Annotated in this window: 21 protein-coding genes; 6 read left to right on the top strand and 15 right to left on the bottom strand. The window is 72.8% G+C overall.

The annotated features are described in order from the left end of the window. Positions 1 to 126: 126 nt before the first annotated feature. Positions 127 to 1377, top strand: a complete 1251-nt coding sequence (locus AB0H81_RS07300) for a trypsin-like peptidase domain-containing protein (protein ID WP_358370501.1) — start codon at positions 127 to 129, stop codon at positions 1375 to 1377. 101 nt (positions 1378 to 1478) lie between these two features. Here the strand turns inward: AB0H81_RS07300 and AB0H81_RS07305 are convergent, their stop codons facing one another. The 8 genes from AB0H81_RS07305 to AB0H81_RS07340 form a co-directional block, all read right to left on the bottom strand. Then, on the bottom strand, positions 1479 to 2219 hold the full coding sequence (locus tag AB0H81_RS07305) for an ABC transporter permease (RefSeq protein ID WP_358370503.1): 741 nt from the start codon (positions 2217 to 2219) through the stop codon (positions 1479 to 1481). After that, complete coding sequence (locus AB0H81_RS07310) at positions 2212 to 3093, bottom strand: ABC transporter ATP-binding protein (protein WP_358370506.1); 882 nt, start codon at positions 3091 to 3093, stop codon at positions 2212 to 2214. The genes AB0H81_RS07305 and AB0H81_RS07310 overlap by 8 nt, the downstream gene beginning before the upstream one ends. Further along, positions 3090 to 3416 carry a transcriptional regulator gene (locus AB0H81_RS07315; RefSeq protein WP_358370509.1) on the bottom strand — a complete coding sequence of 109 codons (327 nt, stop codon included), beginning with the start codon at positions 3414 to 3416 and terminating at the stop codon, positions 3090 to 3092. Before AB0H81_RS07315 ends, AB0H81_RS07310 begins: the two co-directional genes overlap by 4 nt. Next, positions 3413 to 4036 (bottom strand): hypothetical protein, encoded by a 624-nt coding sequence (locus tag AB0H81_RS07320; protein ID WP_358370511.1) that lies wholly within the window; start codon positions 4034 to 4036, stop codon positions 3413 to 3415. Before AB0H81_RS07320 ends, AB0H81_RS07315 begins: the two co-directional genes overlap by 4 nt. An 82-nt stretch (positions 4037 to 4118) precedes the next feature. Continuing rightward, entirely contained in the window at positions 4119 to 5801 is a 1683-nt protein-coding gene (cydC, locus tag AB0H81_RS07325; protein WP_358370513.1) for a thiol reductant ABC exporter subunit CydC, read from the bottom strand. Further along, positions 5798 to 7528 carry a thiol reductant ABC exporter subunit CydD gene (gene cydD, locus AB0H81_RS07330; protein ID WP_358370515.1) on the bottom strand — a complete coding sequence of 577 codons (1731 nt, stop codon included), beginning with the start codon at positions 7526 to 7528 and terminating at the stop codon, positions 5798 to 5800. Before cydD ends, cydC begins: the two co-directional genes overlap by 4 nt. A gap of 6 nt (positions 7529 to 7534) precedes the next feature. Further along, complete coding sequence (locus tag AB0H81_RS07335; RefSeq protein ID WP_358370517.1) at positions 7535 to 8299, bottom strand: cytochrome d ubiquinol oxidase subunit II; 765 nt, start codon at positions 8297 to 8299, stop codon at positions 7535 to 7537. 12 nt (positions 8300 to 8311) lie between these two features. Further along, the gene (locus tag AB0H81_RS07340) at positions 8312 to 9475 is read right to left on the bottom strand and encodes a cytochrome ubiquinol oxidase subunit I (protein WP_358370519.1); all 1164 of its coding nucleotides are present in this window, start codon (positions 9473 to 9475) and stop codon (positions 8312 to 8314) included. A gap of 90 nt (positions 9476 to 9565) precedes the next feature. Here AB0H81_RS07340 and AB0H81_RS07345 point away from each other — a divergent pair, with 90 nt between their 5' ends. Continuing rightward, complete coding sequence (locus AB0H81_RS07345; RefSeq protein WP_358370522.1) at positions 9566 to 9898, top strand: helix-turn-helix transcriptional regulator; 333 nt, start codon at positions 9566 to 9568, stop codon at positions 9896 to 9898. A gap of 55 nt (positions 9899 to 9953) precedes the next feature. Here the strand turns inward: AB0H81_RS07345 and AB0H81_RS07350 are convergent, their stop codons facing one another. Then, on the bottom strand, positions 9954 to 10625 hold the full coding sequence (locus AB0H81_RS07350; protein ID WP_358370523.1) for a permease prefix domain 1-containing protein: 672 nt from the start codon (positions 10623 to 10625) through the stop codon (positions 9954 to 9956). 389 nt (positions 10626 to 11014) lie between these two features. Here AB0H81_RS07350 and AB0H81_RS07355 point away from each other — a divergent pair, with 389 nt between their 5' ends. From AB0H81_RS07355 to AB0H81_RS07365, 3 genes are read left to right on the top strand one after another with little or no spacing between them, the layout of a single operon-like run. Beyond that, a complete protein-coding gene (locus tag AB0H81_RS07355; protein WP_358370526.1) occupies positions 11015 to 11368 on the top strand; it encodes a VOC family protein in 354 nt (117 codons plus the stop codon). Continuing rightward, on the top strand, positions 11365 to 11724 hold the full coding sequence (locus tag AB0H81_RS07360; protein ID WP_358370529.1) for a metalloregulator ArsR/SmtB family transcription factor: 360 nt from the start codon (positions 11365 to 11367) through the stop codon (positions 11722 to 11724). Before AB0H81_RS07355 ends, AB0H81_RS07360 begins: the two co-directional genes overlap by 4 nt. Further along, the gene (locus tag AB0H81_RS07365; protein WP_358370532.1) at positions 11717 to 12190 is read left to right on the top strand and encodes an SRPBCC domain-containing protein; all 474 of its coding nucleotides are present in this window, start codon (positions 11717 to 11719) and stop codon (positions 12188 to 12190) included. The genes AB0H81_RS07360 and AB0H81_RS07365 overlap by 8 nt, the downstream gene beginning before the upstream one ends. Before the next feature lie 64 nt (positions 12191 to 12254). Here AB0H81_RS07365 and AB0H81_RS07370 read toward each other — a convergent pair whose 3' ends face one another. The 3 genes from AB0H81_RS07370 to AB0H81_RS07380 all read right to left on the bottom strand — a co-directional run bounded on the left by AB0H81_RS07370 (position 12255) and on the right by AB0H81_RS07380 (position 13941). Further along, entirely contained in the window at positions 12255 to 12602 is a 348-nt protein-coding gene (locus AB0H81_RS07370) for a hypothetical protein (protein ID WP_358370534.1), read from the bottom strand. Positions 12603 to 12711: 109 nt separating this feature from the next. Then, positions 12712 to 13374: a hypothetical protein gene (locus AB0H81_RS07375; protein ID WP_358370536.1), complete on the bottom strand. Its 663-nt coding sequence runs from the start codon at positions 13372 to 13374 to the stop codon at positions 12712 to 12714. A gap of 135 nt (positions 13375 to 13509) precedes the next feature. Beyond that, positions 13510 to 13941 carry a RidA family protein gene (locus AB0H81_RS07380; RefSeq protein ID WP_358370538.1) on the bottom strand — a complete coding sequence of 144 codons (432 nt, stop codon included), beginning with the start codon at positions 13939 to 13941 and terminating at the stop codon, positions 13510 to 13512. A gap of 105 nt (positions 13942 to 14046) precedes the next feature. Here AB0H81_RS07380 and AB0H81_RS07385 point away from each other — a divergent pair, with 105 nt between their 5' ends. Further along, positions 14047 to 14427 carry a helix-turn-helix domain-containing protein gene (locus AB0H81_RS07385; protein WP_358370539.1) on the top strand — a complete coding sequence of 127 codons (381 nt, stop codon included), beginning with the start codon at positions 14047 to 14049 and terminating at the stop codon, positions 14425 to 14427. Between the two features lie 28 nt (positions 14428 to 14455). Here the strand turns inward: AB0H81_RS07385 and AB0H81_RS07390 are convergent, their stop codons facing one another. From AB0H81_RS07390 to AB0H81_RS07400, 3 genes are all read right to left on the bottom strand, one after another. Next, positions 14456 to 17296, bottom strand: coding sequence for a poly(A) polymerase (locus tag AB0H81_RS07390; protein WP_358370542.1), 2841 nt, complete (start codon positions 17294 to 17296; stop codon positions 14456 to 14458). Continuing rightward, positions 17296 to 19035 (bottom strand): RNA ligase family protein, encoded by a 1740-nt coding sequence (locus AB0H81_RS07395; RefSeq protein ID WP_358370545.1) that lies wholly within the window; start codon positions 19033 to 19035, stop codon positions 17296 to 17298. The genes AB0H81_RS07390 and AB0H81_RS07395 overlap by 1 nt, the downstream gene beginning before the upstream one ends. A 142-nt stretch (positions 19036 to 19177) precedes the next feature. Then, positions 19178 to 19978 carry a class I SAM-dependent methyltransferase gene (locus AB0H81_RS07400; RefSeq protein ID WP_358370547.1) on the bottom strand — a complete coding sequence of 267 codons (801 nt, stop codon included), beginning with the start codon at positions 19976 to 19978 and terminating at the stop codon, positions 19178 to 19180. Between the last annotated feature and the right edge of the window lie 31 nt (positions 19979 to 20009).

The raw sequence follows: 20009 nt of genomic DNA on the forward strand, positions 1-20009 counted from the left end.
TGACGGAGCCCGTACCAGCGGTGATAAGGCCTGCGTCAGACGTCGCAGAAAGCTCCGATCATCGCCTTAACCTGCACTTACGCGCGACTTGGCACTCTTGAGTCATCGGGACTTGAGGAGATGACAATGAACGCGAACGAGCCTCGCGAGCAGGGAAACGGCGGCTGGAGCCAGTTCGGTGCCACGCCGCCCTCCTCCGGGGGCTTCCCCCGTCGAGACACCGTGGTCATGGGGCAGCCCACACCTCCGCCTCCACCGTCCGCGCCCGTGAAGCCGGGCCTCTCCACTCGCCAGAAGGCCATCGCGGGGCTCGCCCTGGCGGCCATGGCCATCGGCGGCGGTGCGGCGGGGGCCGCCGTCGCCACGGCCATGCAGCCGGACACGGTCGCCACGGCCGCCCCGGCGCCCGCCTCGTTCAAGCAGGCGGCCAGCACCATGACCGTCTCGGACGTCGCCGCGAAGCTGGAGCCGTCCGTCGTCATGATCCAGGGCAGCAGCGGTGAGGGGTCCGGCGTGGTGCTGACCGCCGACGGCCTCGTCCTCACCAACAACCACGTGGTCGTGGGCGCCGGTCAGGGCGGCCAGATGACGGTCAAGTTCAGCGACGGCAAGAGCGCCAAGGCGTCCGTTGTCGGCACCGACCCGGCCAGCGACCTCGCCGTCATCAGGGCCGAGGGCGTCTCGGGGCTGACCCCCGCCCAGCTCGGCGACAGCGACCAGCTCAAGGTCGGCGCGCCCGTCCTCGCCATCGGCAGCCCGCTCGGCCTGCAGGGGTCGGTCACGGCCGGCATCGTCAGCGCCCTCGACCGTACGCTCACGGTCGGCGGCGAGCAGCAGCAGCAGCAGATCCCGCCGGGCTGGGGCCAGCAGCGGGGCAGCGGGCAGCCGTCCGAGGTGACCACGATCGGCGGCGCCATCCAGACCGACGCGGCGATCAACCCCGGCAACTCCGGCGGCGCCCTCGTCGACGCGGCCGGCCAGGTCGTGGGCATCAACACCGCCATTGCCACCAACGGCGGCAGCAGCGGCAGCATCGGGGTGGGCTTCGCCATCCCCATCAACACCGCCAAGCAGGTGGCCGACCAGCTCATCAAGGGCGGCAAGGTCAGCCACGCCTACCTCGGCGTCAGCGTCACCGACGCCACCGGCGACGTCTCGGGCGCCCTGGTCCGCCAGGTGATCGAGGGCAGCCCGGCGGCCAAGGCGGGGCTCCAGGAGGGCGACCTCATCACGAAGATCGCCGGCAAGCCCGTTGACGGCGGAGATACGGTAGTTGGGCAGGTCAGAGGTTTCAAAGTGGGCCAACAGGTTCAGATCACATATATGAGGGACGGCAAGACGAGTAACGTCAGCGTCACTCTCGAAGAGAAGAAATAACAGGACCCCCTCACGGACGGGTGTGCCGTCGAGATCGCTGCGGACTCGGCGGCACACCCCCGTTCAGGTATCAGACCGTCCAGGTGTCAGGCGCAGGGCCGTCAGGAGAACCGGCGGCCCTCGTCGCGCCGGTAGGCCCAGGCGGCGGCCAGCGCCGCCGCGACCGTCCACGCCACGAGCATGACGACGCCGGTGACGTCCGGGGCGGACCCGGTGGTCGCGCTCCACACCAGCTCCACCGCGCCGCGGCTCGGCACGTACGGGGAGAGCGCCCGGAGGAACTCCGGCATGACCTGCGGCGGCATGAACAGCCCGCCCACGATCGCCATCGGGAAGAACACCACCTGCGACACGCCGATGGCCGCCTTCGACGGCAGCAGGAACCCCAGGAACAGCCCGATCAGCATGAACGGCAGCGCCCCCAGGATCAGCGCCCCCAGCCCCAGCGCCAGCCGCGGCGCCGTGACGGTGGCCTCCGTGAGCAGCGCCGCGATGAGCAGCACCGGCACGGCCGCCATGAGCATGACCGCCATGGTGGTGACGATGCGCCCGGCGAAGCGGGGGAACGGCCCGGCGGGCAGCGTGCGCAGGTAGGGGTTCCACGGCTGCTCGCGGTCCTGCGCGACCGAGATGCTCAGCCCCATCACCGCCGCCGACATCGCGCCGATCATCATCATCGACCCGGTCGCCCGGGTCGCCCCCACCGGGTCGGCGCCCGCGAACGGCACGACGAAGGCCAGCATCGACGCCGCGGGGAAGAACGCGCTGGCCACCAGGCCGATCGGCACCCGGATCTGCTCCAGGAGCTGGTAGCGGGTGTGGGCGAGGACGAGACTAGACATCGGCGGTCTCCTTCGAGGTGATGGCGAGGAACGCCTCCTCCAGCGTGGTGGGCCGGATCTCCAGCCCCGAGAACGGCGCGCCGCTGCGCACCAGCTCCACCACCAGCCGGTCGGGATCGGTGGTGACCAGGTGGACGCGGCCGTCCTGACGTTCGCTGCTGAGCACGCCGGGCAGCTCGGGCAGCTCCGCCGCGGTCAGCGAGACGCGCCGCGTGCCGACCACGTCGCGGATGGCGTGGACGGTGTCGTCGGCCAGCACCCGTCCGTGGCCGACGACGATGACGCGGCGCGCGAGCGCCTCGATCTCCTCCAGGTAGTGGCTGGTCAGCAGGATCGTGCCGCCCTGCTCGTGGAAGCTCCTGACGCCGTCCCATAACGCGCGCCGGGCCTCCACGTCGAGGCCGGTGGTCGGCTCGTCGAGGAAGACCAGGCGGGGCTCGCCGGCGAAGGCCAGCGCCACGGCCAGCCGCCGCCGCTGCCCGCCCGACAGGCCGCCGATCTGCCGCTTGACCAGGTCCTGGAGCCCGAACCGTTCGAGCAGTTCGCCCTTGCCGGCCCGGCGCGGGTAGTGGGAGGAGACGAAGTCGACGATCTCGCCGACCCGCAGCGCCTCGGGCAGGCCCGTCTCCTGCGGGGTGACGCCGATACCCTGCCGCACCAGGGGGTCCTGGGGGGAGCCGCCGAGCAGCTCCACCGTGCCGGACGTCGGCCGGCGCAGGCCGACGAACAGGTTGATGAGCGTGGACTTGCCGGCCCCGTTCGGGCCGAGCAGGCCGACGAGCTCGCCGGCCCGGATGTCGATGGACACACGGTCGAGCGCGAGCACGTCGCCGTACCTGCGGGAAACCTCGGCCGTGCGGGCGAGGACGGTCATGATGCGTCTCCAGCGTTGTCGAGGAGGGCGCGGATGGCCCTGGTGTACTCGTCGAAGGCCAGCCGCCCGCGCTTGGTGAGCGCGACGTAGGTGACGGGGGTGCGGCCCTTGTGGGTCTTGGTGATCCGGATGTACCCGGCGTCCTCCAGCTTGGTGAGGTGGACGGACAGGTTGCCGGCGGTCATGCCGAGCAGGTCCTTCAACGCCGGGAACGCCATCTCGTCGCGATCCCCGAGGGTGTTGAGCGCCGCCACCACGCGCAGCCGGGCCTGGGCGTGGATGACGGGGTCGAGCTCGGGCGGCGGGCCGGCGCCGGCGGTCATCCGCGCCGCCTGAGCCACAGGCTCGCCGCGATGAACCCCCCGCCGACGAGGACCGCGATGAGCAGGGCCTGCCGGCCCGCGCCGAGCATGACGCCGGTGGCGTTGACGGCGACGGTCCAGGCGCCGAGGAAGAACATCGGCCATTCCAGCCAGACCGCCGCCGTCATCATGTACATCAGGCCGACGACGAGCAGCGACGAGCCGGTCCAGAGGATCTGGACCTCCTCCTCCGGCAGGCCGACGGAGAGCCGGACGCAGATGATGACCATGAGGGCCATCCCGGCGACCCAGGAGTAGCCGATCATCGCGCCGCGCGCCGAGGTGTCGCCGCGCACCTGCCGGCTCTGCCTCGCGATGCCGAACCCGGCGAAGGCGCCCGCCAGGACCTGCGCGCCCTGGAGCACGCCGACCGCCTGCATCTGCGAGATCGGGGCCAGGCCCCGGCCGTCCAGGCCGAAGTGCAGGAAGATCGCGCCGAAGCCGACCAGCCAGGCGACGCCCCATGGGGTGTAGAGCAGCAGCGGCTCGCCCTTGAGCTGCCGGACGGTGGCGGCCCGCTGCTGCTCGATGAGCCGCAGGGTCTCCTCCGGTGTGGGCGGGGCCTCGGAGTCCTCTGTCATCCCAACCTCTCTCACCATCAAACTGGTTTGTACTTTAAACCAGATGGCGCCGCCAACTCAACTCCCTTGGCAGAGGGAGAAGTCAGCGGGAGCGGGTGAGGACCTCGGACTCCCACAGATCGCGGTAGTAGCCCGGCTCGGCGACCAGCTCGGCGTGGGTGCCGCGCTGGATCACCCGGCCCTCCTCCAGCACGACGATCTCGTCCACGCCCTCCAGGCCGCGCAGCCGGTGGGTGACTAGCAGCGTGGTACGGCCCCGGGTCGCGTCGAGCAGGTCGGTCATGAGCCGGTCGGCCGTCTCCTCGTCCAGTGCCTCGGCGGGCTCGTCCAGCAGCAGCACCGGCGGGTCGTACAGCAGGGCCCGCGCCAGGGCCAGCCGCTGGAGCTGCCCCCCGGACACGGTCCGGCCGTCCTCGCCGAGCTGGGCGTCCCAGCCGGTCCGCTCGACCCACTGCTCCAGCCGCGCCTCGCGCACGGCCCGGGCCAGCTCCTCCTCGCCCGCCTCCGGGCCGGCCAGGCGGAGGTTGTCGCGCAGGGTGGTCTGGAAGACGTACGGGTCCTGGGTCAGGCCGGTCATCAGCGCCCGCACGTCGTCGGACGCGAGGCCGCGGACGTCGGCGCCGTTGACCAGCACCCGGCCCGCCTCCGGCTCCACCAGGCGCATCAGCGCCGACAGCAGGCTGCTCTTCCCGGCGCCGCTGGGGCCGACGAGCGCCACCCGCCGGCCCGGCGTCAAGGTCAGCGACACGCCGTCGAGCGCGGGCCGGGCGGTGTCCGCGTGCCGGACGACGAGGTCCTCCACCTGCACCGTGTACGGCGGCGCGGGCACGGGCGCGGGGGAGGGCGGCTCGGCGACGGCGACCGGGGCCGAGCGGACCTCCTTGAGGCGCCGCAGCGCGGCCGTGATGCCCGCCATGCGCTCACCCGCCGCCGCGAGCGGCAGCACCGGCTCGAACGACACCAGCGCCGTCAGCGCCAGCACGGCCGTGGCCACCGAGCCGGCGTCCGCGCCCTGGGCGAGGAGGACGACGGCCGCCACGGTCAGCCCCTGCACGAGGGTGCCGGCGGCCAGGGCGACGGCGTGGACCCGGGCCTGACGCCGTTCGAGCGCCGCCAGGTCCTCGTCCGCGGCGAGCGCCGTCGTCAGCGCCCGGTCCTCCGCCCCGTACGCGGCCAGGTCGGCCGAGCCGTGGACCAGGTCCGCCACCGACCCCGCCAGCGCGGCCCGCGCCGGGGCGATCCGGGCCGACCAGCGGCGTGCGGCGGCGGCGGTGAGGGCGGGCAGCAGCACGCCGGCCACGGTCAGCCCGGCGGCCAGCACCAGCGCCGTCACGGGCAGCACGAACAGCCCGACGACGACCGCGGCCAGACCGGTCAGCGCCGCGGCGGCGGCCGGGAGCAGGGCGCGCACGAGCAGGTCCTGGACCGCCTCGGTGTCGTCCACCATGCGGCTCAGCAGGTCGGCGCCGCCGTGCTGCGGCGGGCGCGGCGGGATCAGCGCCTCGTACAGCTCCTCGCGGGTGCCCGCCTGGGCGCGCAGGGCCACGTCGTGGCCGGTGAGGCGTTCGGCGTACCGCAGGACGCCCTTGCCGGTGGCGAACGCCCGCGTGGCCACGATCGCCACGCTCAGCGCGGCCAGCGGCGGCTGCTCGGCGGCCCGGGTGATCAGCCACGCGGCCGCGGCGATCAGGCCCAGCCCGGCCAGGTCGGCGCCGGCTCCGGCCAGGACGGCCCAGGTCAGCCGGAGTCCCATCCGCCGGTTCATCGGTCACCTCCGTGGTCCTGCCCACCGGCATGTACAGCCGCGTCGCCGCCGGTCCCTACCGGACAGGGCGGGGCAGCGGTGCCGGTTTCGGAGATCACGCGGCCCTCGTGCAGGCGGACGACCCGGTCCGCCAGCTCGATCATCGCGGGCCGGTGCGCGACGATGACTGCCGTGCGGCCCTCGCTCAGCTCGGCCGTCGCGGCCACCACCGCGGCCTCGCTGCGCCCGTCGAGCCGGGCGGTCGGCTCGTCCAGCAGCAGCACCGGGGCGTGCGGACGGCAGAAGGCCCGGGCCAGCGCGACACGCTGCCGCTGGCCGGCCGACAGGTTGGCGCCGCGCTCGCCCACCGGGGTGTCGTAGCCGCCGGGGAGCCGTTCGACGAACTCGTCGGCGCGCGCCGCCGCGGCGGCCCGGCGCACCTCGTCGAGGGTCGCCTCGGGGGCGCCCAGCCGGATGTTTCCGGCCACGGACGTCGCGAACAGGTGGGGCCGCTGCGGCACGAACGCCAGCCGGTCGCGCCACGCGCGCGGGTCGAGGTCGCGCAGGTCGGTCCCGTCGACGAGGACCCGGCCCTCGGACGGCTCGACGAAGCGGAGGAGCAGGTGGAGCAGCGTGCTCTTGCCGCCGCCGCTCTCGCCGACGAGCGCGACCCGCTCGCCCGGCTCGATGGTGAGGGACACACCGGACAGGGCCGCGTCGTCCCGGCCGGGGTAGCGCACGGTGACGTTCTCCAGCTCGATCCGCGGCGCCCCGGCCCCCTGCTCGGCCGTTGCCGCGATCTTGGGCTCGGGGCCGGCGGCCCGGTCCAGGACGGCGAAGGCCGCGTCGGCCGCCGCGACCCCCTCCATCGAGGCGTGGAAGCGCGTGCCCATCGCGCGCAGCGGCAGGTACGCCTCGGGCGCCAGCAGCAGCACCAGCAGCGCGGTCGTCAGGTCCAGCGTCCCGCCCAGCAGCCGCAGCCCGATCGGCACCGCCACCAGCGCCAGCGACAGCGACGCGCACAGCTCCAGCACCAGCGACGACAGGAACGCCACCCGCAGCGTCCGCATGGTGGCCCCGCGGTGGGCGTCGGCGACCTGCCGGATGACCGTCGCCTGGTAGCGGGCCCGGCCGAACGCACGCAGCGTCGGCAGGCCGCGCACCACGTCGAGGAAGTGCCCGCCGAGCCGGGACAGCGCGTGGAACTGCCGCTCGGTGACCGCCTTGGTCGTCATGCCGACCAGCGCGCCGAAGACCGGGATCAGCGGCAGCGTGACCAGGACGATCAACGCGCTCGCCAGGTCGGCGGCGAACAGCCGGACCAGCACCGCCACCGGCACCACCCCGGCGACGGCCACCGCGGGCAGGTAGCCGGTCAGGTAGGCGTCGAGCCGGTCGAGGCCGCGGCCGGCGAGCGTCACCAGTTCGCCGGAGCGGTGGCCGCTCAGCCGGGCGGGGCCGAGCTCCTGGAGCCGTTCCAGCAGCCGCCGCCGCAGGGCGGACTTCACACCGGTCGCGGTGCGCCCGGCGAAGGCGCCCTGCGTCCACGCCAGCAGGGCGCGCAGCGCCACCACGGCGACGAGGCCGGCCAGCGCGGTCGCGGCGAACCTGCCCGACAGCACGCCGGCCAGCAGTTCGGCCTGCACCAGCACGAGCAGGCCGGCGACGACCGCGGCCGCGAGGGTGACGGTCAGGTGACGGCGTACCGACCGCTCGGCCCGCATGAGCCGGAGGAGATCTCGATGCACGTGTCCTCAGAAGAACGAGGGGGTCCGGACGGCGCTTCTCCCGGGCCGGAAGAACCGCCACACCCATACTTGCGCGAGTACCATGACGGGCGCGAACGGCAGCACCATGACACCCATCACACCGAGGGTGGACGCCGGGGCGCTCTGGGCCAGCAGGTACGGCAGGGCGCCGCCGAGCACGGAGAGCGCGGGCAGGGCGGCGGCCAGTCCCGACAGGGCGAGGGCCCGCCCGGTGCGGGTGATGCCGGCGGCCTCGGGCGCCCGCCAGCCGAGGAACGTCCAGCCGTGCCAGGCGAGCAGCAGCGTGACCACCACGCCCAGGAGCAGCCCCATCGGGTGCAGCAGCGAGGAGCCGAAGCCCGTGGCGGCGGCGTACAACGCGACGCCCCAGCCGAACGACAGCCCCAGCGACCCGGCCGTGATCATCACGTCCCAGAACCGCCGCCAGCCCGGCCCGTCGATCCGGCGCCGGAACCACAGCCCGGCGTCGCGGACGACCCACGACAGCAGCATGGCCACCACCAGCGGGTAGAGCCCGAACAGCGCCTCGCCCTCCAGGTGCGGGTAGACGCCGAAGAGCGTGCCGGCGACGGCGACCAGCCACACCTCGTTGGCCAGCACGAAGGGCGCCATGGCGGCGACCATGCGGTCGCGGGTCTCCTGGGTCCGGCCGATCACCGGCATGAGCAGCCCCACGCCGAGGTCGAAGCCCTCCAGCGCGAAGTAGCCGGACAGGAGCAGCGTGAAGACGGCGTACCAGATCAGTTCCATGACGGGGGACTCCTAGTAGCTCAGCGCGGGGGCGGGCCGCTCCTCGGCGGCGCCCAGGTCGAGGTCGCGCGGGCCCCGGCGGATCAGCCGGGCGATGAGCGCGTAGTCGGTCAGGGCGAGCAGCCCCAGGACGGCGGTGAAGCCCACGAGCGAGGCGGTGATCATGCCGGGGGTCAGGCCGGGGGACATGGCGTCGGCCACGGTCAGCTTCTTCCAGACCATCCAGGGCTGGCGTCCCAGCTCCCTGGCCAGCCAGCCGCAGATGGCCAGGACGAACGGGACGGGCGTCAGGAACATGAGGAACCGATGCGTCCACCGCCAGCGCGGCAGGAAACGCACCAGCGGCAGCATGAGGAACACCGCGACGAAGAAGACCAGGTTGCCGATCTCCATCATGAGGGCGAGGGGCAGGCCGGCCATGGTGTCGCCGTCGAACTTGCCCTCCTGGATGCCGCCGAACTGCGCGTACCCGTAGCCGACGGTCAGCGTGATGCCGATGGCGGCCGTGACGACGCCGGTGCGCATCGAGCGGGTGAAGAACGCGGCGTCCTCGCCGCCGCGGCGCAGCCGGTAGGCGCTCGCGCCGACCAGCACCATGCCGGCCGTGAACAGGCCCGCGCTGATCACGTGCGGGAAGGAGAACACCAGGGTCTTGTTCGTGAACAGGGCCGCGGCGTCGATGAGCTCCATGCGGCCGCCGCGCTCGACGGCGCCGGCGGGGTTCTGGAGGAAGGAGTTGGCGGCCATGATGAACCAGGCGCTGGCGTACGCGGTGAGCGTCACGGCCCAGATGCAGGCCAGGTGGAGCCACTTCGGCAGCCGGCCCCAGCCGAAGATCCACAGGCCGAGGAACGTGGACTCCAGGAAGAAGGCGACGAGCGTCTCCATGGCCAGGGGAGCGCCGAACACGTCTCCGGCGTAGCGGGACAGCCCGCTCCACGACAGCCCGAACTGGAACTCCATCACCAGGCCGGTCACGATGCCCACCGCGTAGTTGGTGACGTAGACCTGTCCCCAGAACCGGACCGTCCGCTCGTGCTCGGCCGTGCCGGACCGCGTCCAGCGGGTGTGCATGATCGCCACCAGCGGCGCCAGCCCGAGGGTGAGCAGGACGAACAGGAAGTGGAGGCTTCCCGTCACCGCGAACTGCGTCCGCGCCAGGTCCAGCGCGTCCATGCGCGTCAACTCCTTTATTGAGGCTACCTACATATAGAGAGCCTACATGTAGACTGCCTACATGATGCACGGTTGCCTAGGATCGAGGGCATGAACCCCGACGCGCTCCGCGGCCACATGGACGCTCTCCTGCTGTCCGTGGTCGAGGCCGGGCCGCTGCACGGTTACGCCATCATCGAGGCGCTGCAGGAACGGAGCGGGGGTGCGCTGTCCGTGCCGACGGGCACGGTGTACCCGGCGCTGCGCAGGCTGGAGCGCATCGGTCACCTGTCCAGCGAGTGGGCCACGGTCGGCGGGCGCAAGCGCCGCACCTACCGGCTCACCGACTCCGGGCGCAGGCAACTGGAGGGGGAGCGGTCGGCCTGGCGCGAGTTCACCAGCGCCATCGGCAGCGTCCTGCACCCCGGACCGAATTCCCCCTGACCCTCCTCCGTGCGTCCGTGCGTCCGGCGGGGTGCGGCAGGTGCGCGCCGCCGGATCAGGCCAGGGCGGCGGTCGTACGGGTGATGCACAGGCAGCGGGTGGCGCCGTACAACTGCAGCGCCCAGAAGGCCGACGTCGTCAACTCGGCCAGCACGACCGGCGGCAGGTGGTCGAAGCTGCGTGGCAGCCCGGCCGTGACGGTGAGCACCGAGCTCAGCAGCCCGCACACGGGCAGCGCGATCATCACGGTCAACCCGAGCGAGCGGGTGACGAGCCTGGGGCGGCGGATCCACCGGCCGCCGCGGGTGAGCGCCACCAGCGCCAGCCCGCCGTACACGCCGACCCCGGCCTGCACGTAGTCGAGCAGGCGCGCGACCGAGCCGTACCAGAAGGGCCGCTCCTCCCAGGCGACGCCGTAGCCGGGGAAGTTCTGCCAGATCACCGACCAGATGAGCACACCCACCGGCAGGCTGAGGAAGAGCAGCGCCGCCAGCCGCCGGCCCGCCGCCGCGGTCAGCTCGTCCTGGAAGCACGGGGCGATCTCCGACACCTCGCCGAACTCGGTCACGGCCACCCGCTCGGCCTCGGCGCGGTCGAACCCCTCCGCCTCCAAGGCGTCGGCGGCGTCCGCCAGGCTGTCGCGTGCCTCGACGACCAGATCGCGCTTGGGGCCGGCCGGTCCGGCCAGCGCCCTGCTCAGATCGGCCACGTAGTCGTCGATCAGCATGCGTCAAGTGTACGGGCCGGGCCCCCGGCGGCCCATCGGGGTTCTCCCTGATCCCCCACCCCCCATCCGGCGCCCCCTCCGACCTCCAACCCCAACCCCGGCGACCCCCTCACCCCGAACCTCGGACCCACGCCCCCGGGCCTACGGACCCCGCGCGCCCCGAGCCCCCGGCCCGCGATCCGAGCCCCCGGCCCGAGCCTCCAGGCCCGCGCGACCCCGGATCCGCGACCCCCGGCCCCCGGCCCGCGATCCCCTGGCCCGCGACCTGCGACTCGCCGACCTTCGGCGAACCTCAGAACCGCCCCCCGGGACCTGCGGCCCTCGATCGCCTACCCCAATTCCGAGGCTGCGGTTGATATGTAGGAATTTTCCTACATATAGTGGCCGACATGGACATCTCCTCGATCCTCACCGTGACCGTGCCCGTCTCCGACCAGGAGCGCGCCCTCGCCTTCTACACCGGCGTCCTCGGCATGGAGGTCCGCGCCGACAACCCGTTCCCCCTGGGCCGGTGGCTGACCGTGGCACCCAAGGGCGGCGAGACCGCCCTGCTGCTCGCCTCGTGGTTCCCCCGCATGGCGCCGATCGGCGGCCTCGTGGTCGCCTCGCCCGGCCTCGACGAACTGGCCGCCCGGCTGCGCGAGCACGGCGCCGACTGCGAGGGGCCCACCGACGAGCCGTGGGGGCGGCAGCTGTTGTTCAAGGACCCCGACGGCAACGGGTTCGTGGTGACGTCGGCGTGACGGCCGACCACGTCTTCGCCGCCCTGGCCAGCCCGGCCAGGCGACGGCTGCTGCGCCTGCTGCTGGACGAGGGCGCGCAGCCGGCGGGGCGGCTGGCCGTGCGCTTCGACATGAGCCGGCCGAGCGTCTCGGAGCACCTGAAGGTCCTCAAGGACGCGGGCCTCGTGGCCGAGACCCGCGTCGGGCGCGAGCGGCACTACCGGCTGGAGGCGGGCCCGCTCATGGAGCTCCGCGAGTGGCTCACTCCGTACGAGCGGTTCTGGAGCGAACGCCTGGCCGCCCTCAGCACCCTCCTGGACGACCTGGACGATCTCGACGACCCGCACGAAAGGAACGGTGAACAACCCCATGTCTGACCGGACACCACCTGGCGCCGCCGACGTGGACGACGACCTGCGCTCCATCCACCTGGACCAGTTCCTCGCCCACCCGCCCGCCAAGGTGTGGCGCGCGATCACCGACCCGGGTCTGATGGCCCGCTGGCTCATGCCGAACGACTTCAAGCCCGTGGTGGGACACCGCTTCACCTACACCACCAAGCCCATGGAGGCCGTGGGCTTCGACGGGATCGTGCACTGTGAGGTGCTGGAGGTCGTACGGGAACGCCTGCTGCGCATCAGCTGGCGCGGCGGCAGGAACGCCGACTGGACGGTCACCTGGCGCCTGGAGCCGGAAGGCACGGGCACGCGGCTGTTCCTGGACCACGAGGGCTTCGACCCGGACGACGCCACACAGCAGTTGTCGCGCCGCATCATGGGCAGCGGCTGGCGCTCGGGCCACTTCCGGGCCATCGCCACAATCCTGGACGAACTCCCGGACTGACCCCGCCGGCGGTACCCGAGCTGCCCCAGGAGGCGCATCCATCGACCACCCAACGGGCATCGCCCTACTTCAGGCAGTGTTGCATGGTCTTGAACGGCGAGCCCATGATCGGGCAGACCCGGATCTCGCGGCCTTCCTCGTCGACGACCTTCCGGCGCCCCAGGGGCCGGTCGAGCGTGACGGGCGCGACAACAACTCCGCCGGTCCCGATGGACGATGGCGGCCACAACTCGTCCCGCCACTTCTCCAGCAGCGTGCGCTCGCGTCGCGGGCAGACGTCGCGAAGCATCACACGGACCCGCACGCTCGTCTTGGACTCGGCCGCTTCGGTTTCATCGGCCTTGAGGCATTCCGTGGAAACCGTCCCGCTAACCGCTTGCAGCATGAGGACCCGTCCTTCCACCTCGACCATGCCGATCCACCCGTTGAAGGGTGGCTCAGGCGGACAGGCCGAGGGGATTCATCGCCGGGCCCACTCTCGCCACGTCTGCGACTGACGCTGATCCATCAGAGACAGGCGCTCAAAGAGGAGTGTCAGCGAGTTTGTTCGCCATCTTCCCGGCCTCGAGCCCGCCGTACTCTGTCTCCCTCCACTGCGGAGGATCGTCCGCCCGTTCGCGGGGAAGGGCGTAGATGGCCACGGTCCTTCCTTGTCGCATGACGGTGGCTCCCTCTGTCGAGGCGACTTCGAACATATCCACCATGAACGCCTCATCCCCGATCCGCATGTCCTTCACCTGGTAGGTGAAGTTGTGGCGGCTTCGCTTGGCACACCGGCGCAGATCCGAGCGCAGGCCCGTCACGGCCACGCGTGCGGCCATCTCATTCCGGTAGACGATCAGCTGTTCGGAGTAATCACCGTCCCACATCACCGAACGCCCCGTGATGGTACGTGCGGACCGGCGGCCCTGGTCGGTCTGCTTCCCGGTGGCACAAGGGTCGATCAGCAACGGCGCCCTCAGGCGGTCACTGGCCGTCCATCGCATGCGCGTGCGGACGACCTTCTTTTCCAGTCTCTTCCTCGTCGCCCTGCTCTCATACAGCAGGAAACCCTTGGGGATGGCTGTTTTCATGGCCACGTTCGCGGCCATGCTCGTCGTAGCCGGCGTCCGGTTCTCTGCGCGGGCAGGCATGGCTGAACCGATCACAGTCGTCAAGGCGATCACCGCGATCGGCAGCGCCACGCCTTTGCGAGGCCCGGTGATTTGAGACGCCGAAGTCGCCTGATTTGTTTACTACGCGCGAGACCGGATCCGGCGGTTCTCCGCAAGGTCGCGTCGTGCCGCGGTCAGCGGCGTGTCAGTGACGCCGGCTTCCTCTCACTGCTGGAAGTCCGACACACGCTCCTCATCGACGATTGCGGTGACCTCGGCTTCGACAAGAATGCCGGGCTCGAAGAGGACGTCGACCCCGATCAGCGCGGCCGGCGGCGTGGCGAGGTCGAACTCGAGGGCCGCCTGGTCGATCCCCGCCTTGAAGGCGTCGTACATCTCTCTCTTCCAGCCTGCGGCGTACCAGGTGAAGCGGACGACGTCGTGGAACGTCGCCCCTGCCGCGTCGAGCGCCTTGGCGACGTTGCGGTAGACCTGGGCCACCTGTCCGGTGAGGTCGCCCGGTGCCACGAGCTCGCCGTTCTCGTCCCAGGCGACTTGTCCCGCGATGTGGACCTGCCTGGTACCCGTCGCCACCGCGACGTGGTGGTAGAGCGGGACTCGGACATGCTTGTCGGGGTTGATGAGCGAAACGGTCATGAGAACTCCTGTCAGACCACCCGTGGTCTCTTGCGGTTACTCAGAAACCATAAGAGAGTGGTCGCTGACGTGGAAGAACGCACTTTTCAGTGACTGGGGAACCAGATGGTGACCAAGCAGTTCAGCGGCTCGTCCGATGAGGCGGATCTGAGGCGCGCGGACTCTCTGGCGCGGGAGATCTTCTCGGATGTCGCCAACAAGTGGGCGTTGCTGATCATCGAGGCTCTCGGTGAGCGCACCCTGCGCTTCAGCGAGCTGCGGGACGAGGTCGAGGGCATCAGCCACAAGATGCTCACCCAGAACCTGCGCATGCTGGAGCGCAACGGCCTGGCCGAGCGGAAGGTGCATCCCACCGTGCCGCCACGGGTCGAGTACACCCTCACCGAGCCGGGCCAGGCCTTGCGGGCGACGGTCGACTTGATCTGCGGCTGGACCCACCAGTACTTCGGTCACATCGAAGCCGCCCGCCGCGGCTTCGACACCTGACCGCTCACGTGGGCGAGGATCCCGGAGGTCAGCTCAAGGTCGGCACGGCGCCGCACTCGACCCGTTCGACGGTGACGCCGGGCAGGTCCCTGGCCCATCGGCCGGTGATCTCGCCGAGCCGCGCGCGCTGCGGGGGTGTGCGGCCCAGGCCGATCGCGTACCGGGACTGCCGGGGGCCGCTCTCGAACGGGCGCGGCCAGGCGTGGACGTCCGGCACCCCGGCCTCTTCCAGCGCGGTGAGCAGCTCCAGCATCCGTCCTCTGACGCGGCCGAGCGCCGCGTCGAGCTCCTCGGGGCGGTCGGAGCGCACGGTCACCGCCGCCCAGGCCGCGTGACGGCGGTGGAGGGGCGGCGGGGCGGGCAGCTCCGCGGACCGGCCGTTCTCCGTGAGCTCCCAAGCCCGGTAGAGCTCCTGGCTGAGCAGGTCCAGGTAGCCGGGAGTGACCTGGCGAGCGCAGTTGCGTACGGGAGCGCTGGGCGTCATCACCACGAGCGGGGCCGATTCCGGAGGGGCCGGGGCGGGGTCGAGGGCGATCGGGTCCCGCCAGTTCCAGGCGGCCCACGTACTGAAGAACAGGCCCGGCAGATCGTCGGCGGGCAGGTCGCCGCTGTCGCGCGCGGTGCGCGCGGCCATGACCGTCCAGGCCAGACCGGGGAGACCGCCGAACGGGGCGGAGGCCAGGCCGCGTGCCCGCGCCCACGCCTTCACCTGCCTGGCGAGGCGGGCGAAACGGGCGTGGTGGTGACCGACGGCTGCGCGGATCGCGTCCGCGTCACTGACCGCGCTCATGGCGATCGCCGCCGCCTGGCCGAGCTCGGCGCTGCCGGCCGCCGCTTGCCCGGGCGAGAGGGAGCCGGTGGGCACCACGGTCAGGTCCACGTCCAGTTCGGCCGAGCGGAACCGCAGGCCTGGCACCCGGGCGCCGATCACCTGGCGCAGCCGGGCCGCGCCGGGCAGCGCCGCGCGCACCCGGGCTTCCACCTCGTCCATGTCCGGTTCGCCGGCCAGCGCCGCCACCAGGTCCAGGTCCGCGTCCGGAAGCTCGCAGCCCATGCGCCGGGATCCGGCGACATGCACGATCCCCGGTGCCAGCGCCTCCTCCAGCCGCCGCGCCACGTCCGCCGCCAGGCCCGCCCGGTCCGCCCGCCCCTGGGAACCGGTTCCAGCCGGCTCGGGGAGCCAGTGGATCTCACCTGTGCCCAGCGCGACCCGGGCTCGGGGGCGCATCGGCTCGTCCGCGCGGCGCGACAGCAGCACCAGCTCTCCCACCCGCGCCGTCATCGCGGTCAGGCGGATCGCGTCCTCGGTACGGCCGAGGGTCAGGTGCGGGGTGAAGCCTTCGGGGCGTCCCTCGCAGCGGGGGAAGCGCCGTTCGAGCGCGTGACGCAGGCGCGCCCAGGGCGCCGGGTCGCCGGCGGCCGGGTCGAGCCAGGCGGTCACGTGGTCGCGATGCCGGAACGTACGCACGCCCTCCAACCTGGCCGTGAAGGCCTCGGTTTCGGCCGCCGCCGCGGCCAGCAACGGCGCCGCCGCCTCGAACGCCGACTCCGGCACGAAGCCGAAGAGCAGGTTGACGTGCGGCGGCCAGCGGCCGATCTGCGGATCGTGCGCGCGGCGGACGTCCTGGATCGGCGGCCACAGCTCCTGCGGCGGTATCCACGCCACCGCCGTCCGCGCCGTCGGCGGCACGTCGAGCGCGCCGCCGGCCTCCTCACCGGAGACGTCAAGAACTGCCCCCTCACCGGAGACGTCAAGAACTGCCTCCACCCCGTAGTGGTCGGAGATGTACAGCCCCTCGGGGGTGGGCGTGTCGCCCCGCAGAGCCGCCGAGACCACGCGAGGCCGGCCCCGGAGCAGGATCCGGTCCAGGCGCGCGGCCCGGCCGGATCGGGAGGAGAGCGCCGCCAGCGGGTTGGCGTTCGGGTCGAAGGTGGGGGTTTGGTCGGGTCCGTACGCCTCCGTCCAGGCGTCGCGGAGGCCGAGCGCGGACGCGGGGGTGTCGGTGCCGTCGTTGAAGTCGCCCAGCAGGACCAGATCGGCGTCAACGCCGGCCAGCCCTTCGGCGATCCCGGCCAGCTCGGCCCGCCGCCTGGCCGCGCCGTCGCTGGAATGATCGCTGGTCAGGTGGGTGGCGGCGACGACGAGGGGGCCCGTGGCGGTGTCCACGACGATGGCGGCCACCGCCTTGTGCGGGCCGAGCTCGTGCCGGGCCGCCTCGCGTACGGGCAGCCGGCTGAGCAGCAGGAGGCCGCTGTCCTGGACGTCCGGGCCGTACGGGTCGGTGCCGAGCGTGTAACCGGCGCGTACCCATCGGGCGGCCAGCAGCATGGACACCAGCGCGGGCTCGACCTCCTGCAGGGCGATGACGTCCGCGCCGGCCTCCTCGAGGGCGGCGAGGAGCAGGGGGCGGCGGCGGGCGGTGTCGATGAGGTCGCTGTCGTAGCGGTCCCACAGCGTGTTCCACGTCAGCACATGCGCGGCCGCGTGACCGGCGTGCGCGCGCGCTGGGGCGGGGCCCCATCCGCCGGCCGGATCGTGCCCTGCCGCGGGGCGCCACCCGCCGGCCGGATCCCAGGCGTGCGGGGTTCTGGCCGTGAAGAACGGCGACCGCAGCCGGCGCGGGTCCCGCGCCCGGCCGGCCTCGCAGGTGTCGACGCGGTCCAGGCCTGTGGCGCGGTCCCAGACCAGCTCGCCGTCCGCCTCGACGAACAGCACCCGGTGCCAGGGGATGTCGCCTCCCGGGGTGAAGGCGGGCAGCGCGACGCGCTCGGGGCCGGCGTTCCGCTGGCCGACTCCCAGGACGAAACGGGACGGGTCGAACCGCGGGTCCCAGCGAATCCGGTGGTAGATCTCCTCACTGGTACGCATCACGCCTCCTCCCCGTCCAAGGCGCCGTCCACGTCATCGACGGTTCCGCGCGCCCCGATGTACCAGGTGCGGTGGGCCTGGCCAGGATAAGGCGGGACATACCGGCGCCACTGCGCGGCCAGCACGTGCGAGGGCACCGGATGGGCGCGGCCGGCGTTGCGCCGGTGCAGCTCGTCCTCCTCCACCAGCGTGACCGCGTACGTCGTCAGCGCGTCGCGGCGGCGCGCCACGGCGTGGACCAGGGAACGCTGGTGCTGGTTGAGCGAGGTGGCGTCCCACACCACGGTGCCACCGGCGGCCAGGGCGGCGTCGAGCCGGTCCAGTGCCTCGCCGAGCACGTCCCGGTTGGCCCGCTGGTCCGCCCGCGACCCTCGGGCGTCACGCAGGTCGTCCAGCGACAGGTACGCGTCGACCCCCGGCAGGCCGGCCGCGAACGTGCTCTTCCCGCTGCCCGACGGTCCGGCCAGCTGCACCAGCCGGGGGAACCTCCTCGATCGCCACCGCCAGGTCATCGCCACGGCCTCCTCGACGGTGGCGATCCTTCCCCCGGCCCAGGCGTCGCGCGCCTCCGCCCAGCACCGATCGGCCGCCTCCTCGCCGAGACCGGCCAGGGCCTCGCGCAGACCGGCCCGTAACGGCTCCAGCGGGCTCGGCCCGAGCAGCCCGGCGTCCTCGGCGTGCAGGGCCGACCATTCGACCTGCTCACGTTCCCGGCCGGCCTCATCGTCCGCGCGCCCCGCCGGCACGGCCGCCGCCACGGCGTGCAGCACGCCCAGGTCGGCGGCCAACGCCATGCGCCCCAGTCCGGCACGCCGCTGCTCGTCCGGGTACGGCCGGCGCAGCGCGCCGTGCAGCCCGACCAGGTCCCCGACCCGCCGCGCCAGCCGCATGCCCAGTGGCCTCGCCAGCCGGGCCGCCAGCCGGGCTCGCGGCATGGAGGACAGCGCCGCGGCCAGCACGCCCGCCAGCCGGGCGTCCCCGTACCGCCCGATCACTTCCAGCCGGGCCGACACCTCGGCCACCGCCTCCGGGGCTCCCGCTTCGGCCCGGGGGATGCCCACCGCGGCCTGCAGCGCGTTCGGATCGGGCTCCGCGCCCGAGCGCACCGACCAGAGGGCCGCACCCGGGCCGAGAGCGTTCGGCACGACGGTGGTGTGCATCCAGTGGGTGCCGGTCCGGACGTGCTCCCGGCGCACCCACTTGGCCACCCGTCCCGCGAACTCCTCCCGCCCGAACTCCTCGGCGGCCCGCACCACGTAGCCCTCCTGACGCTCCGGGTCCAGCCGCAGCGCCCGCAGCGCCCGCTCGTCGAAGACGCCGCGCCACAGCACCGGCGGCACCGGAATCCCCAGCTCACGCAGGAAGGCGGCCGTGCGGTCCCAGTGCAGGCATCGATCGCCGTCCCAGACCGAGAACCCGTAGAACCAGCTCTCCAGTCCCTGGTACGCGATGGAGTGCCGGGCGAACATGTTCTCCCCGCACACCCGCCACCCCGCCGGGATGCGCCTGCCGATCCGCCCCTGCAGTCCCTTGACCCACGCCCGGGAGGGATGGTGGGCCGAGTCCGGCGACCGGGCGTGCATCCCGTCCGCGTACAAGGTGGTGTTCTCGCCGTCGAGCTTCTCCGTGACCACGACCTCGCGCCCGCGCAGCCCGGACAGGTCCCGCGCGCGGACGTCGTCCGAGGTCGCGCCGGGCGACCAGGGCAGGTGAGGGGTACGCGGATAGTGCACCCGCACGATCCCTCCCCTGACGCCCGCTCCCGGCTGGATTCACTGTACAAACGGCAGGACGGCGCCTCCATCGAATAAGCAGCCGGCCACCGCCATGGGCATGGCCCTCAGGTGTCCCGGCCTGCGGTGATCGCGAGTCGCCGACCGCTCACCGGGGATCGGCCGGCCGGCGGCCCGTTCGTCTGGCGATCAGCACCTCGGTCACCAGTTCCTGCTCCCACCGCCCTGCCGGATTGTCGGCGAGCAGCGCCCCGCGGAGCGCCTCGACGAAGGCGTGCAGCCGGTCGCCGAGCGCGGCGGGGGAGCTGTAGGAGTAGGAGAGCTGGAGCCCGACCAGCCCGTCCACGTCCCAGGTCAGCCGGCGCGTGAACGTCCGCGACTCCAGGTGGTTGAACGGTGAGGCGGCCAGGAGATCGCGGTGGGACTCGGCGGTGGCGTGGAAGGAGGCGGCCGCCGCGCGTATGCCGAGACCGAAGTCCGCACATACCCGCCGCTCGACCCGCTGCCATGGCTGGGCGTTCGGTTGCCACGGCTCCCCCGGCTGCCTGACCGGGCCGAGCAGCGCCACCGCGCCGCGGGGCGGCAGCAGTTCGTCCAGGTCCGCCAGCACCGCCCTGCGGTCCATCCAGTGGAACGACCTGCCCATCACCACGTGGTCGAACGGCGGCAGGGCGCGCAGCGTGGTCGAGTCGCCGCGCAGCCACGTGATGGCAGCGGCGCCGGCGGCCAGGCGGCGGCCCTCGGCCAGCATCTCCTCCGCCGGGTCCACGGCGAGCACCGCCCTCACCCGGCGGGCGAGCGGGATCGCGATCGTCCCCGGACCGCAGCCCAGATCCAGCACCCGGCTGGCCGCGCCGAGCGCTCCGGCCAGGTGCTCGATCGCCGCCTCCCCGTACGCGGGGCGGTATCTGGCGTAGTACGGCGCGGCGCCGCCGAACAGCTCCTCCATGCACGGGCACCCTAGACGACGATGAGCGCGA

It is taken from the genome of Nonomuraea sp. NPDC050691 (assembly GCF_040654455.1).
Classification (GTDB): Bacteria; Actinomycetota; Actinomycetes; order Streptosporangiales; family Streptosporangiaceae; genus Nonomuraea.